This is a genomic window from Salinicoccus sp. ID82-1 (genome assembly GCF_021991715.1).
Taxonomy (GTDB): Bacteria; Bacillota; Bacilli; order Staphylococcales; family Salinicoccaceae; genus Salinicoccus; species Salinicoccus cyprini.
Window position 1 is genome coordinate 68,096 of record NZ_JAGFLY010000005.1, and the last position, 14,541, is coordinate 82,636.

At 50.4% G+C, this 14,541-nt stretch carries 14 protein-coding genes; 12 read left to right on the forward strand and 2 right to left on the reverse strand.

The window, feature by feature from the left end; translation table 11 throughout:
• Positions 1–66: 66 nt before the first annotated feature.
• Positions 67–2,139, reverse strand: coding sequence for a HelD family protein (locus J4760_RS11745; RefSeq protein ID WP_237605818.1), 2,073 nt, complete (start codon positions 2,137–2,139; stop codon positions 67–69).
• 134 nt (positions 2,140–2,273) lie between these two features.
• On the opposite strand from J4760_RS11745, the gene J4760_RS11750 reads away from it, so the two are divergent.
• The 7 genes from J4760_RS11750 (at position 2,274) to J4760_RS11780 (ending at position 9,434) form a co-directional block, all read left to right on the forward strand.
• Positions 2,274–2,684: a hypothetical protein gene (locus J4760_RS11750; RefSeq protein WP_237605819.1), complete on the forward strand. Its 411-nt coding sequence runs from the start codon at positions 2,274–2,276 to the stop codon at positions 2,682–2,684.
• A 117-nt stretch (positions 2,685–2,801) separates the two neighbouring features.
• Positions 2,802–4,307: a pyruvate kinase gene (locus tag J4760_RS11755; RefSeq protein WP_237605820.1), complete on the forward strand. Its 1,506-nt coding sequence runs from the start codon at positions 2,802–2,804 to the stop codon at positions 4,305–4,307.
• Between the two features lie 153 nt (positions 4,308–4,460).
• Positions 4,461–5,612 carry a hypothetical protein gene (locus J4760_RS11760; protein WP_237605821.1) on the forward strand — a complete coding sequence of 384 codons (1,152 nt, stop codon included), beginning with the start codon at positions 4,461–4,463 and terminating at the stop codon, positions 5,610–5,612.
• A 22-nt stretch (positions 5,613–5,634) separates the two neighbouring features.
• On the forward strand, positions 5,635–6,870 hold the full coding sequence (locus tag J4760_RS11765; RefSeq protein WP_145288847.1) for a metal-dependent hydrolase family protein: 1,236 nt from the start codon (positions 5,635–5,637) through the stop codon (positions 6,868–6,870).
• A gap of 117 nt (positions 6,871–6,987) precedes the next feature.
• On the forward strand, positions 6,988–7,389 hold the full coding sequence (locus J4760_RS13335) for a DUF378 domain-containing protein (protein WP_145288844.1): 402 nt from the start codon (positions 6,988–6,990) through the stop codon (positions 7,387–7,389).
• Between the two features lie 170 nt (positions 7,390–7,559).
• Positions 7,560–8,453: a diacylglycerol/lipid kinase family protein gene (locus tag J4760_RS11775; RefSeq protein WP_237605822.1), complete on the forward strand. Its 894-nt coding sequence runs from the start codon at positions 7,560–7,562 to the stop codon at positions 8,451–8,453.
• An 87-nt stretch (positions 8,454–8,540) separates the two neighbouring features.
• Positions 8,541–9,434 (forward strand): YitT family protein, encoded by an 894-nt coding sequence (locus J4760_RS11780; RefSeq protein ID WP_237605823.1) that lies wholly within the window; start codon positions 8,541–8,543, stop codon positions 9,432–9,434.
• Positions 9,435–9,475: 41 nt separating this feature from the next.
• Here J4760_RS11780 and J4760_RS11785 read toward each other — a convergent pair whose 3' ends face one another.
• Complete coding sequence (locus J4760_RS11785) at positions 9,476–9,904, reverse strand: GNAT family N-acetyltransferase (RefSeq protein ID WP_145288835.1); 429 nt, start codon at positions 9,902–9,904, stop codon at positions 9,476–9,478.
• 147 nt (positions 9,905–10,051) lie between these two features.
• On the opposite strand from J4760_RS11785, the gene J4760_RS11790 reads away from it, so the two are divergent.
• Genes J4760_RS11790 through J4760_RS11810 form a run of 5 tightly spaced genes read left to right on the forward strand, consistent with a single transcriptional unit; the run spans position 10,052 to position 14,538 of the window.
• A complete protein-coding gene (locus J4760_RS11790) occupies positions 10,052–10,489 on the forward strand; it encodes an SRPBCC family protein (RefSeq protein WP_237605824.1) in 438 nt (145 codons plus the stop codon).
• Positions 10,490–10,530: 41 nt separating this feature from the next.
• Positions 10,531–11,736: a hypothetical protein gene (locus J4760_RS11795; RefSeq protein WP_237605825.1), complete on the forward strand. Its 1,206-nt coding sequence runs from the start codon at positions 10,531–10,533 to the stop codon at positions 11,734–11,736.
• Positions 11,736–12,911 (forward strand): G-protein coupled receptor family protein, encoded by a 1,176-nt coding sequence (locus J4760_RS11800; RefSeq protein ID WP_237605826.1) that lies wholly within the window; start codon positions 11,736–11,738, stop codon positions 12,909–12,911. The genes J4760_RS11795 and J4760_RS11800 overlap by 1 nt, the downstream gene beginning before the upstream one ends.
• Positions 12,911–13,807 (forward strand): ABC transporter ATP-binding protein, encoded by an 897-nt coding sequence (locus J4760_RS11805; RefSeq protein ID WP_237605827.1) that lies wholly within the window; start codon positions 12,911–12,913, stop codon positions 13,805–13,807. Before J4760_RS11800 ends, J4760_RS11805 begins: the two co-directional genes overlap by 1 nt.
• Positions 13,804–14,538, forward strand: coding sequence for a hypothetical protein (locus tag J4760_RS11810; protein WP_237605828.1), 735 nt, complete (start codon positions 13,804–13,806; stop codon positions 14,536–14,538). Before J4760_RS11805 ends, J4760_RS11810 begins: the two co-directional genes overlap by 4 nt.
• Positions 14,539–14,541 lie beyond the last annotated feature (3 nt).

Consider the following 14,541-nt stretch of genomic DNA (forward strand, 5'->3'; position numbering starts at 1 on the left):
TGTAATCAAGTAGAACTATTATAATGGATTAAAACATACTTGTAAAGTAGGATATATTGGATATTTCTAACTTTCCGGATTCAGCAGATGGAGATGCCGTGTAGCGCGGGATGCGAGTACATAGAGGATATGCTTTGAATCCGCATAATCATGCGCGCTGGTCAGGATGACCGTATTGTATTCGAACCCTTTCGACAGATAGTAGGGCAGGACAATGAACGACTGGTTGTAGAGTGTATCCGTCTCCCCGAGGTTCTTGATCTGCGGGAATTCCGATTCCAGCGCCTTGTAGTAGGCGTCTGCTGCTGCCCGCGTCGGTGTAATGATGGCCACCTGCGGATGCTCATCATTACGGAGCAGTGCCTTGACGTATTCGATTTCGTCATCTGTACGTATCTTCTGCACCTCATCCCCATCGACCGATACGGATTTTATGGACCCTGGGATGATGCTGTTCAGAAAAGCGTTGATCTGGTTGGTGGAACGGTACGACTGTTCCAATCTCTTCTCCGTATGGTCACGTGCGATGAGCGGGTCCTTCCTCCCCGGATGGATCTGCTGATTCGGGTCTCCGAGGCTTGTGAATGTCGCCTTCTGGTAGAAATGGCGCATCACATAGTACTGGATATTGGAATAATCCTGCACTTCGTCGATGAGCACGTGCTGGATCTGCCTGTCCGTCCTGCCGAGCACATGGATATAGAGATATAGAAGCGGTGCAATATCTTCATATTTAAAGTCGTTCTCCTTGATCGAACGCACCGTCTGGTTGCGGAACTTCCTGTCGCCAATCGAATTCAGGTACAGCTTCTCGAAATGGACGAAACGGAAGAGTGAGATCTGACGGTGGACCACTCTAAGCTGCTTTTTCGCATATTCATGTGCTTCCTTCTTCAGTTCGTTCTCTTCCCCGATGTACGTGTTTGTCTCATGCAGTGCTTTGAACCGTTCCTCCGTCAGCCTTCTGATTTCCTCGGTGTAGCGGGACAGCAGACGCTCCTGCATCTTGGCGAGCCTTCTGCGGACCGGATGGGCGGAGAGTTCATTGTAGAAGATGTGGGCAAGCCCCTCCTTTGTATAGAACATGCCATTCTCTCCGACGAGGTTTCTGAATTCCATGCCCGCTTCACCGAGCGACTGGATGAACTGATGAAGGGTGCTGAAGTAGTCGATTGAATTTTTATATTCGTATATGGCGTGACCGGAGTCGCTCTCCCTCAGGCGGCGTATGTTCTCATAGACGTGCTCGAAGTTTCTGCCTTTGAAGTAGGGGAAGCGCGACAGCAGACGATAGAATGTCGTATTTTTGACATGGTTCTCGCCGAGCTCCGGCAGTACGTCCGACAAGTAGTCGTTGAATACTTCATTGGGGGATACGAGCAGTATATTTTCAGGGTTGAGCGTGTTCTTGTGCTGGTACAGAAGGTAGGCGATCCGCTGCATCGCAAGGGATGTCTTCCCGCTGCCCGGTGGACCGTATACAAGGGTGTCCCTAGAGAGGGGCAGCCGTATGATGTCATTCTGCTCCTGCTGGATGGTCGAAACGATATTCTTCAGCCGGGACTGTGATGAGTCGGTGATCATGTTCTGGAGAATTTCATCACCGATATACATGTCGCTGTCGAACATGTTGACGAGCGTGCCGTCTTCGATGATGAACTGCCGCCTCTGTTCGACGGTGGCATCGATTCTGCTGCCGTCAGGGATGATATATGACAGATCACCGGTCCGGTTCTCATAGAACAGGCTCGCAACAGGGGTCCGCCAGTCATAGATCAGGATGTCATTATCCTTGTTCTTGATTGTGCCGGTACCGATATAGATCGCTTCGCCATCGACAGTGATCTTGCCGAAATACGGCTTTGGAATCATGCGTTTCGTCCGTTCGAGCATTGTATGAATATAGTTGAAGTTCATTTCAGTCGTTCTGATCTCCGGCAGCATCTGCACGAATTCCATGACGTTGCCGTCTTCAAAGTCGATGGCATTCGAGATGTTTTCGTTGATCTCGTATCTTGTGCCGACGATGCCCTCTGCGGTGCGGCCCTGTCTCATCTCGAGATCGGCTCTGAATACTTTCAGGAAATCTGTGATGAAGCCGAGATGCCTGGCTTCCTCTTCAAATGATAGAATTTGCATTGGGACCCTCCTTTGACCTGACACTTATCATATATGCATTCATGCATTTTTAACAGACTTAAATTCAGAAATGCCATATGCTATAATGGAAGTGTGAAAATAACGGAAATAATCATTGCTAAAGGATAGCGACCATGGGAAAAATTATAACATCCGGTCTTGTGACCGGCGTCATTTCCGGCATGCTGCTTTTACTGGTATGCGCGTATGTTGAATTTGCAGCAGAGATGGAACTTGCGACACTGCTTCTGAATGTGGATTTTGTCTATGGCGGCAGCTTTGGCATCGTTCTTGAGGTATTGCTTCATCTGGCAGTATCCGTCATTCTGGCCACGGTGCTCAAATGGTTGTACGTCTACAAGAAAAGCCTCTATATGCCCGGCATGGTGACGGTCGGAGCAGTGACGACACTGCTCTATTTCATACTGTCGGCACTTTCGGTCCAGGATCTTGAACTCTATGGCTACATCGGATTCACACTGTGGGCGATCCTTCATATCGGCTACCTTGAAGCCCTGCACCTGATGTTCAGACTGGGGATGTAAAATTCGGCGCTTTCGGACCTTTCATGGTCCGAGGGCGCTTTTTTATCATGGTAGATTTCCGTTGAGCGGGTATAGACTACTATACTATGAAGAAATCATGCAAATGAGGTGAAACGGATGGACAGGAAGAACGCACAGCCGCTGCTCGATGAAGTCATGGATGTCCGGGCATCGGTCAGACATGAGGGGGACGACCTCTTCAGTGAATGGAACAGGGACGGCATAAGGGAAGCGTACAGTAACAGTGCCAGAAATCTGGCCTACTATATGGCATTTCGCAGAAAAGATATGCGGGCTTTGCAGGAAAAGCTCATTCCATGGGGGCTGTCATCACTCGGCCGCCTGGAAGCGGACGTGATGGGCACACTGAATGCGGTCGTCCGCACGCTCGGCTATATTGCAGACGCAGACGTCGGGGATATCGACTACCGCTCCTCCGATTCTTTTCTCGAGCGTAACCAGGCACTCAGAAAAAATTCGGATGAGATTTTCGGGCCCGCCCATGAAGAGCGGGATACACGCGTACTTGTGACGATGCCGTCTGAAGCGGGGCAGAACTATAAATTGGTCAGGCAGCTGGTGGAGTCGGGCATGAACATGGCACGCATCAACTGCGCGCATGATGATGCATCGGTATGGTCCGCCATGATCGAAAACATCAGGAAGGCGGCGGATGAAACCGGGCTGGCCTGCCGGATTCTGATGGATATCAGCGGACCGAAAATAAGAACCATGCACCTTCTGACATCAAAACGCAGCCCGAAGCTTGATGTCGGCGAACGGTTTCTGCTCTCAGGCGATACATCGATGACACTGCCGAAAGACATCGAGATTGCACTCAATACTTCCGTGCCGGAGATGATCGGTAAAGTCGAAGTCGGGCAGAACATCAAGATGGATGACGGCCATATTGAAGCAAAAGCACAGGAAAGGGTCGATCAGGGCGTCATATGCGAAGTCACCCGCACGGTGAAGGAAGGCGGAGTGAAGGTCAAGACCGAAAAGGGCATCAACTTGCCTGATCTTGATTTCAAGCTGCCAGTTCTGACGGAAAAGGATTATAAGGACCTCGACTTCGCGGCACAGCATGCGGACGCTATCGCATTTTCCTTCATCAAGGATATGGAGGATATCGACATGATAGAATCGGCACTCGGAGAACGGCTCACCAAAGAGAAGCAGGATATGCCGATCATCGCAAAGATCGAAACGCCTGAAGGCATCAGGAACCTGCCGGATATCATCCAGCGTGCAGCCGGTGCACGGCCGTTCGGTGTCATGCTGGCACGTGGTGATCTGGCTGTTGAAATCGGCTACGAGCGGCTGTCGGAAATACAGGAAGAGGTGCTATGGATCTGTGAAGCGGCACATGTGCCGGTCATCTGGGCGACGCAGGTCGTCGAATCGCTGGTGAAGACAGGCATACCGACACGCTCTGAAATATCAGACGTTGTCGCCGGTTCAAGAACCGAGTGCATCATGCTGAACAAGGGTGAATATATTGCGGACGGTGTGCAGGTGGTTTCCGACATTCTCGGCAAATTCGAGGATCACCACTACAAGAAGACCGCAATGCTCCGATCACTCAGCATTGCCCGGAATACCTTCGATACAAAGGAATAGAGTATATTTTAAGGGGGGCACACTGCGTGCCTCCCTTATTTAATGAAAACGCATTCATTATCAGAATCATCTATTTTTTCAGAAAACATCTTTCCTTCATGACCTTCAGGGCGTATACTTACGTACATCATAAATATCCAGGAGGAATTAATCATGCTGCAAGAACCCATTGTTGCGACGGTCATGATATTTGCGCTGATTGCATTTGGAGAACTCCTCTCGGTCCTGACCCGGGCCAGAGTTCCGATGCTGCTGACCGCAATGCTTGGCTTTCTGATACTTACATGGATAGGAATATTTCCGGAAAATATTCTTGAACTCTCCACACTTCCGGCGCTGGGTGCAATACTGATCGGCCCTCTGATTGTACATATGGGTACGCTCATGCGTTTTTCCATTCTGAAAATGCAGTGGCGTGCCGTCATCATCGCACTATCCGGACTGGTGGGGGCACTGACGCTGGTGCTTACACTCGTCACACTCATGTTCGACTTTACTACGGCTGCAAGTGGCATCGGTCCGCTATCGGGCGGTGTCGTCGCCCTGCTGATCACCAATGAAACGCTGACGAACCTTGGAATGACGAGCCTGATTGTCGTCCCCGTGCTTGTACAGGCATTCCAGGGTGTCATCGGCATGCCGCTGTCCACATTCTTCATGAAGCGCTACGGTCGTGCGTATATGAAAAATAAAGGCATGACGGGATCCGACAGCGTCGGTTTCGAGGAGGAGAGGGGACTGTCACGATTCAGTCTGATGAAGAACAATACGATCAAGCTGTTTGTCATCTTCCTCCTCGGCATGTTCGGCATCCTTCTCGGAGACGTTACGGGCATCCACTATACACTCTTCTGCCTGCTGTTCGGTATTCTTGCCCTGAATACGAACCTGCTGCCGAAAAGTGCACTCGAGTCCGCCAATTCATTCAGCTTCATGATGGTTGCCCTGATATTTGTTATTATTGGTTCAATGGGTGGCATCACGCCGAATGACGCGCTGACGAACATTCCTGCTGTCGGCGCCATTCTTGGGCTCGGTATAGTCGGGATCATTACGGGTGGCTTCATCGCATCCAAACTGGTCGGCTGGCACCCATATAAAGGCATTCCGGTGGCACTCACCGCATTGATCGGTTTTCCTGGCGACTACCTGATCTGTGAGGAAGTGGCCAGAAGTGAAACGGACAACCTGGAAGATGAAAATGCACTATTCCAGGAACTTGTGACACCAATGCTGATTGGTGGATTTGTAACGGTTACAGTTGCTTCAGTCTTCATCGCAAGCTTCATCATGAGTCTGATCTAAAAACAAACTAGGAGTGGAGAAAATGGAAAAACTATTCATTAAAAATGTCAATCTGATTGATGGTACAGGTTCTGAACTGGTCAGCAGCACGAATGTCCTGATTGAAGACGGACGTTTCAAGACGATCGGTGCAGATGAATCGGAAGCGGAAAATGCACAAGTGCTGGACGGCCAGGGGCAGTACATGCTCCCGGGCATGATTGATACGCACGTCCACATGATGACGGAATTCAAACCAGTGGAAGAGCGGCTTGTGACACCTTTCTCCTACAATTTCTATGCGGCGATGGAATACCTCAACCGCACGCTGAACGCAGGTGTGACGACGGTAAGGGATGCGCTTGGCAGCGACCTCGGACTGAAGAAGGCGATCGAGGATGGTCTGGTCAAAGGGCCGCGCATGCAGATCAGTGTCAATGCACTGACAATCACAGGGGGGCATGGCGACGGCTACAACTATTCCGGCGTCGTGACGGACCTCATCCAGGCGCATCCGGGCATGCCGCATGGCATCTGTGATGGCGTGGAGGAAGTACGCAAGAAGACGCGTGAAATGCTCCGGGCCGGTGCAGACATCATCAAAGTACACGCGACAGGTGGAGTATCGAGCCCGACCGACCATCCGAAGTTCACCCAGTTCTCACTTGAAGAACTGAAAGTCATTGTCGAGGAGGCGAAGTTCAGAAATGGTGTCAAAGTGATGGCGCACGCCCAAGGCCTGGAAGGTGTCAGACAGTGCATTGAAGCGGGCATCCATTCCATCGAGCACGGCATCTTCCTCGATGATGAAGTGTGCGGCATGATGAAGGATCAGGGTACATACCTCGTGCCGACACTGCTCGCGCCTGTATCGGTACTCGAATTTGCCGAAGAGCTCGGCATGTCGAAGACGGCAGTACAGAAGTCCGAGGAAGTCATTGAAATCCACAAGGAAAGCTTCACACGTGCCTATAAGGCGGGCGTCAAGATTGCCATGGGTACGGATGCCGGTGTGTTCAAGCACGGTACAAACCTGCGCGAACTGGAACTGATGGTCGAATGCGGCATGACGCCGAGTGACGCCATCGTCGCTTCCACAAAGACGGCGGCGGAATGCATGGGCTATACGGATATCGGGCTGGTCAAGGAAGGCTACGTTGCCGACTTCATCTTCTCAAAGGAGAATCCACTCGAGAACATCGGCGCTCTGAAGGACAATGATAATATCCAGGTTGTCGCCAAGGCAGGCACAGTCTACAAAAATAGAATGGATGCATAAAGGGGGTCCCGGTCGAATCCGGGACCATTTTTTATATCCGAAGACATGACAGCGCATGTTTACCCGCTCACATAGAGGGAACATAAGGACTAGTAAAGACAAGAAAGGAGAGAGCACATGAAAGCATTGGATATTCTTGCACTCGTACTTCTGATTGTCGGTGGGCTCAACTGGCTCCTGGTCGGACTGTTCGAATTCGATCTCGTTGCTTCCATATTTGGAGGACAGGATGCCATCCTCTCCAAAGTCGTCTACATCCTTGTCGGTCTTGCAGCACTCTACTGTCTGAAATTCTTCGGCATGATTACGGATGATGGCGCACGTCGTGAAGCGCATCATGATGATGTGAATCACAAGCCGGCTGCTGACCCGGCAACGCACAGAACAGCAGATGATACACCAGGCACAAGACCTGTTCTTGAAAATGAAGAGAACACCCGCACTGACGGCACTGTCAATGACAGAACAACCGATGATGCCACTGCACGCAGAAGAACAGACGATACCGACAGAGTGTAGTTAACACAGTATCAGAATCTCTTTAGGATTTAACGGTTCCGTAAAGAATAAAGTTATATTTTGGACATCCGGCCATTGCCGGATGTCTTTTATTTGGGGCATGGTTTAATCGACATACGGCTGCCATTCCTATAGAATGGTGTAAATACATTCATCGATGGGGGAGACTTATGAAACAAGCTGCTGTAATCATCAATAAGAAGTCAGGTAAGAAGAAAAAGCCGCCGATTGAGTATGGTGTACTACGAAACTTGCATGCACAGGGATACGATGTGAAGCTGCTGTATACGGATGGGTCCGATGCGAAGGATCTCGCCAAAGAGGTCTCCGACTATGCCGATCTGATCGTCTCTGCAGGCGGCGATGGCACGCTCGGTGAAATCATCGACGGCATGGTGGAATGCGGCTCTTGTTCCAGTCTGTCGATACTGCCGGCAGGAACGGTCAACGACTATGTCCGTGCGCTCGGGCTCCCGCTCGATATGAACGAAGCCATCGAGAACCTGTCCAGTCCGCAGAAGGAGATGGATATAGATGTCATCAGATTCAATGATCGCCATGCCGCCTATCTCATTGCACTCGGTGACTTCATGGAATCATTTACAAAAGTCAGTTCAAAAGTCAAAAACCGATTTGGCATTTTTGCCTATCTGTATGCCAGCCTGCGTGCATTGTTCACAATGAAGAAGTACCGGGTGGAGATAGACACTGCTGAGGAGAAGGTGATGGAGGATTCCATACTGACCATCGTGTCGAATACCTCCTCAGTCGGCAGTTTCGCGCGCCTGCTGCCGGAAGCGCGGGTGGATGACCATCATCTGCACATACTGAACATCACGCCTTCCGGTCCGATGGAGATTGTGGAAATCATCATTGCCGCCCTGCGTGGAACAATTGCCAGGCATAAGAATGTCCATTATATGCGGACACAGAAACTGACGCTTGATACGGACCGTCTCGAGGTGATGGATATCGATGGAGACGCCCAGCCGTTCGAATCCATGAACATAGAGCTTGTGCCGGCATGCATCAGGATCAATGTGCCCGAGAGCCATGCGGAATAGTGTCAGTGTACTGGCTCAAGTTGAAAAATTTCCCTTTATCGTATATCATGTATCGGTGGAATAAAAACAACGAGGAGGCGGATGATTGTGCAGATCAGAAAAAGGCTCAAAAACATCAACTTTGATAAAAAAAGGCTTGCATTCGGTCCCGGAATCACCCAGCAGACCCTGATCAATATTGCTACGGTAATCATAGGGTCTTTTATTTTTGCCATCGGTGTCAATTCGTTCATGATCGCCGGTAATCTGGGTGAGGGTGGCGTCACTGGCCTTGCAATTATTCTCTACTACGCGTTCGATATTTCTCCGGCTGTGTCGAACTTTGTGCTGAACGGAATACTTCTTGTGGTCGGATTCAAGTTTCTGAGCAGGCGTGCGATGTACTACACGATTGTCGTCGTTTTTCTGACATCGTTCTTCCTGTGGCTGACGGAAACATGGCGCATTGAAACTGACGAAATACTGATCAACACTGTTTTCGGCGGTGCACTCGTCGGGCTCGGCATCGGACTCATCATCCGCATCGGAGCGACGACGGCAGGTACGACGATTCTTGCCCGTCTCGTCAACAAGTACATGGACGTAAACGTATCCTATGCACTCATGTTCTTCGATCTAGTCGTCATTACCATCGGTCTCACGGTCATGACACTCGAGCAGGTGCTGCTCACCGTCATTGCGCTCTATATCGCGATGAAGGTCATGGACTTCATCATCGAAGGGATGAACCCTAAAAAGGCGATCACCATCATCTCCGATCATCCGGACCGGCTCGGCAAGATGATCAACAGCGAAATCAGACGCGGTGTAACCATCATGAACGGCCGGGGATTCTATACGCAGGAGGATAAGGATATCCTCTATGTCATCATCAATAAATCACAGCTGACCCGTCTCAAGCGCCTCATCAGACGGTATGATGAGAAGGCCTTCGTCGTCGTCCATGACGTCAACAGTGTGCTCGGCAACTATTTCATATAGACGAAATAACCTGGAAGCAGAAGCTTCCAGGTTATTCTTGTTCATGAGACCAGATTGCGTTTCAGGTAGATGCACAGGTCCTCGCCATCCTTGATGATGCGGAATCCTTTATGTACGAGCCAGTTTCTGGTGAATGCACTCGCCAGCCCATCGTCCATGAACAGGTAGATCTTCTCCACATCGGCAGTGTCCTTGATGTAGGCATTCATCAGCTTCGAGGCGATGCCTTTCGTATGATGCTCCGGATGCACAAGGAAATCCGCAATGACTTGAGTGAACTGCATGTCTCCGGAAGAGCGGAGCAGTCCGACAAGCATTTCTCCATCCCATGCTGTGACCAGATAATCGGAGCGGATGATGGCTTCATGCAATGCATCGAGTCTATTTTCATACGGTGTATCCCCACTGCCCATGTACAGTTGTTTGATATCACTGTAGGCAATGTCCCGATCCCTGCTCATATTCAACATGCAGCCACCTCTTTTTATTATAATAATAGCGTTTTAATGAGGAATAACGCAATGATTATTGAAAATTCAAAAAGAAAACTGTATAATTTTTAACAAATATCTAAAATTTTAGAAAATAATTACATAGCATTTAAAAGGGAGATAACCATGAAACTCTATACTTATGATGAACGGATCAAGGGAACACCCGAGCAGATATTTGCGGTCGTCAACGATGACGATAAGCTGAAGGAATGGAGTCCGATTTTTGCAGGCAACATCTATAACACGAAAGACAAGCGTGCAGTGGGCACGAAGTTCAGAACGATGATGAAAGTACTCAATAAGACATATCAGTTCCGTTCGACCATCACCGAGTATGAAGAGAACCGCTTCATCGAAGTGAAAACGACACTCAAGCAAGGAATCATCACATCATCATTCAGACTGGAACCAGAAGGACCGGAAGAGACGAGGGTACAGGTGGAAAGCCATTTCGACGCAGAGAGCAGACGGTACGCACTGGTTTTAAAAGGGGCCAGACCGATTGTCAAACAGGTGCTTGATAACCAGATGAAGAAGCTTGAGACCATCACCGCAAACTGATACAGCATCAAACCCATAAATGGAAATCGAGGAGACCCTATATGTTTACTGCTGTGTTCAGGGAAACACTGAAACGAACGTGGAGAAACAGAAAGAACCGGCTGGTGCTGGTTCTCACGCTGCTGGGCATTTTCGCCTATCTGCTGCTCTACCTGCCGAGCAAGGAGCACCCGACCACCATCGACCGGGAAGCGCTGGCACTTGAACTGAGTGCCGAGTATGGAATGAAGGAATCCCGTCTCGAGGAAGGGGATATCGCGGTCAACAGCTTTACCGGCATGAATACATACAGCCTCGCCAAGAAAACCTACGAAAGCTATTATGCATTTCAAAGTGGGATAGACAACGGGAATATCCGGCTGCTCATCGATCTCGCAACACACTCGGCACTCACACCCCCGCTTGCTGAAGCGCCCAGTGAACGCTTCGACCGTGATATACACCTTGGAAACTACAACGCCGGCGTGGTGAATACGGAGCTTCAGGCCATTGCAGCACAGGAAGATGCAACGCTTCATATGTATAACCAGAAGACAGCGGCCCAGCAGCTGCATCTTTTCCTGAAGACGAACGGGCCGCTCATCCTGCTGCTTGTGACCATATTCGTCGCCAGTGAAATCCTCGTCGACGACAGGAAGCACCGTACATTGAAAGCAGGTCAGCCGTTCGGCTGGTGGCGCTACATCCTGTACCAGTCGGTATCGCTTTTCATCATACTGATCACAGCATTTACTGCACTGCTGTCTATCTACTATCTGGTGGCAGGCATCCTCTACGGATTTGGCACGTTCGACCTCGGCGTGTCTTCATATGGCTACCAGGAAGGCTACCGCGGGGAACAAGTAAATTTCTCAACTCGGTCAATCAGTAGCTTCATTGGCATGTCCGCAGTATTCATCCTGCTCCTTGTCTACCTCTTCGTCCGTCTGAATGCATGGCTGTCGCTCGTATTCAGGCATGACGTTGTCGTCATGATCATCGGCTTCCTGCTCGTCGGCTTCAACCGCATATACAATGGCGGCGGCGAAGCGACCATCTTCGGTATCAGCAGCCAGTATTTTCCGCACAACTATTTTGAGTTCGGCCAGGTGCTGAGCGGTGAACGCAACTTTCTTGCCATGACCAATGGATTCAGCTTTCTGACCGGCACGCTCGTATTGACTGCTTCGATCCTCATCCTTGAAGTCCTGCTGCTGCTGACGGCGAAGTGGATGGACAGGCAGAAGTTTGAAAGGGAGGTGGGATGATGCGGCTGTTCAGATGGGAAACATTGAAAGTGGTACGCGACTGGAAAGTGCGCATACTGCTTGCTGCCCTGCTCCTATTCGTTGCAACCTATTCCACGCTCTATCAGAACCGGACCATCCAGCTGCCGGTCGATGAGACGATAGCACAGTATACGGATACGCAGAACCTCTTCCGAGCGATACCGGAGGCGCATTTTGAAACAGAGACCGGCCAGGATATATACGACCGTCTGGCCCGCCAGCAGCAGATACTCGGCATGCAGCGGTTCATCCTGTCGGAGAAGGAAGGGAACACAGTCGAAGGCCTTGAAGAGATTGTCAGCGACTATGTCGACCAGGGCATCGAAATGGCAGAGAACCAGCTTTACTTTTACAAGGCGGATGATTTCGAATCCCAGGAGCTGCTGCTCTCCTTCATGCCTTGCGAGGCGGAAATAAACAACCGGCTCAAGTTCTTGAATTACCTGGATGAAAATGATGTCGCCATCGACTGGAATCCGATGTCACCAAGCCTTGTGCTCCATGCACTGGTCAACATCATCGCAGGTGTCTTCATCTACATCATTGCGGCAATATTCGGTGCCGACCGGTTCAGCCGGGACCAGGAGAACAACTGGAGCATCACCCAGGGGCTGCCCTATACTTGGAAGTTCCAGTGGCGGCAGCGCACAGTGATCAGCTGGATACTGATCTGGGCGACACTGATCATCGGTGTTCTCATATCATACTTCGTCAGCCGCCTGTCCACGGACACCGGTACACTCATGTACCCGGTGCAGCTGTACGCCGGGGAGAATGCCATATACATCAGCATACTGCAGTATGTCATCATGACCCTGGCACTTGCCATGGCACTGAGCTACATCATCATCAAGTTGTCGACCGGGCTCAGCTGGGTGTTCAGAAACATCTATCTGACCATCACCATAGTAGTTGCCATCTTTTTCATTCCGTATATATTCACTGTCGTATCACCTCTAGGCAGCTGGAATCCGTTCCTTTACCTGCAGCTGCTGCCGGTGCTTGAAGGGGAGTGGGCAGAGGTCGGTGATGTCAATATTACGAAGATGCTCGTCGCCATCGTACTGCTCTATATACTGATTGAAATCCTGTTCCATTTCATTTTCAAGCTCATTCCGACACGGACAGGCAGACTCGAAAGGAGGAAGAACTGATGCCACTCGAAATAAAGGACCTAAGCATCAGCTACGGCAGCCATGTCGTTCTTGAGAATATCAACTTCAGCATACCGGACGGCAACATCATCGGTCTGGTTGCACCGAACGGCACCGGCAAGACGACACTTTTCAATGCGATCATCCGTTTCATTCCGATCAATAAAGGAGAAATACGGGTCGACGGCAGAAACTACCGCAATACGACGAAGGATGTACGCGCCCTGCATGAGAAGATCACCTTCTTCCCGGACCAGGCCGAACTCTATGAGAACTTCAGCGGCTATGAACATATCGAGATGTACCGGGACATCTGGAAAGGGGGAAAAGGGGACATTGATGCCATTGTCGACCGGCTGGACATGGCGGGCTATGTGCGTAGCAAGGTCAGCTCCTATTCCCTCGGCATGCGGCAGAGACTGTGCTTTGCCATGATGATGGCAGCAGACACGAAAATCATGTTCATGGATGAGATCATGAACGGACTCGATCCGGTCAATGTCGAGCTCGTCAGCAGAATCCTCCAGGAAGTGAAGGAAGAAGGCAAGATCATCATCGTCGCGAGCCACCTGCTCGAGAATCTCGACGACTACGCAGACCAGATCTATTTTCTCAACAACAACGATATCTACTACACGTATGACCGCAAAGAAGCACAGGACACATATATCAAGGGGAATATCGCACCGGACCAATACAGATCCCTCGATGCACTGCCGGAAGGGACGCTGTATCTGAATCACCAGCGCATCTGCATACCGACAGAAAGCTTAACGGACGCAGACACGCTGAAACTGATGAAGAGCCTGCAGGCAGCAGGTTCCGAGTCCGTCATTCTCGGTCCGCTCGGCACGTATGAACATTACCTTCGCATCTACAAGGGTGTGGAATCATGAAGCGGGCAATAATCCTCCTGATGGTGTTTGGGCTTGCAGGATGCGGCTATACCGGCCTCATGCCGGAGACTTATGACGGAGAGGCTTTCGTGAAAAATGAGGCGGCAATCAATGCCTATCAGGAAGACAAGCTGCTGTTTGCAGATGATATTGCAGAGCGTTTCCCTTTCGTCGACAGCAGTGAGCTGTCAGGAACGGTCGAAAGCAGTGCCGGTGCAACGATGACGCTTGAACCGGGTACATACAAAGTCGGTGAGGACCTCGCGCCAGGGAGATATAGAGGCACGGTGATGGAGAATGCCGGTGCCATTGTTGTTGAAGATGGCGCAGGTATCAGAATCCTGGAAATCTCCATCGGCTTAGAGACACCAAGTGCACAGTTTGATCTGAAACCGGGCTACACTCTGACGTTCAAGTCGCGGGATGGTGAACTCGACATTTCACAGATTGGAAATGATATGATGGAAGCATCAGCCACTAGGAGCATCATGCTGCCTGCAGGAACATATACGGTGGGCACTCATATCGAATCTGGAAAGTACTGGCTGGCAACAGAAAGTCTGCCGATAATGGGGGAATCCGGTGAGCACCGGATCTACTGGAACGTCGACGGCACATATCGGAACTATGGACAGATGGAGGCACTGGATCCGGAGTCCAGTGTCAGTGTGCAAATCAACTCGGGGGATACAATCGTGTCGGATTATAACATCGAACTGGGTCGGCAATAGTCA

What these genes read in the sequence shown, in the direction of transcription:
- J4760_RS11745 (WP_237605818.1), bottom strand. Translation starts at nt 2,139, where the DNA reads ATGCAAATTCTATCATTTGAAGAGGAAGCCAGGCATCTCGGCTTCATC.
- J4760_RS11750 (WP_237605819.1), top strand. Translation starts at nt 2,274, where the DNA reads ATGGGAAAAATTATAACATCCGGTCTTGTGACCGGCGTCATTTCCGGC.
- J4760_RS11755 (WP_237605820.1), top strand. Translation starts at nt 2,802, where the DNA reads ATGGACAGGAAGAACGCACAGCCGCTGCTCGATGAAGTCATGGATGTC.
- J4760_RS11760 (WP_237605821.1), top strand. Translation starts at nt 4,461, where the DNA reads ATGCTGCAAGAACCCATTGTTGCGACGGTCATGATATTTGCGCTGATT.
- J4760_RS11765 (WP_145288847.1), top strand. Translation starts at nt 5,635, where the DNA reads ATGGAAAAACTATTCATTAAAAATGTCAATCTGATTGATGGTACAGGT.
- J4760_RS13335 (WP_145288844.1), top strand. Translation starts at nt 6,988, where the DNA reads ATGAAAGCATTGGATATTCTTGCACTCGTACTTCTGATTGTCGGTGGG.
- J4760_RS11775 (WP_237605822.1), top strand. Translation starts at nt 7,560, where the DNA reads ATGAAACAAGCTGCTGTAATCATCAATAAGAAGTCAGGTAAGAAGAAA.
- J4760_RS11785 (WP_145288835.1), bottom strand. Translation starts at nt 9,904, where the DNA reads ATGTTGAATATGAGCAGGGATCGGGACATTGCCTACAGTGATATCAAA.
- J4760_RS11790 (WP_237605824.1), top strand. Translation starts at nt 10,052, where the DNA reads ATGAAACTCTATACTTATGATGAACGGATCAAGGGAACACCCGAGCAG.
- J4760_RS11795 (WP_237605825.1), top strand. Translation starts at nt 10,531, where the DNA reads ATGTTTACTGCTGTGTTCAGGGAAACACTGAAACGAACGTGGAGAAAC.
- J4760_RS11800 (WP_237605826.1), top strand. Translation starts at nt 11,736, where the DNA reads ATGCGGCTGTTCAGATGGGAAACATTGAAAGTGGTACGCGACTGGAAA.
- J4760_RS11805 (WP_237605827.1), top strand. Translation starts at nt 12,911, where the DNA reads ATGCCACTCGAAATAAAGGACCTAAGCATCAGCTACGGCAGCCATGTC.
- J4760_RS11810 (WP_237605828.1), top strand. Translation starts at nt 13,804, where the DNA reads ATGAAGCGGGCAATAATCCTCCTGATGGTGTTTGGGCTTGCAGGATGC.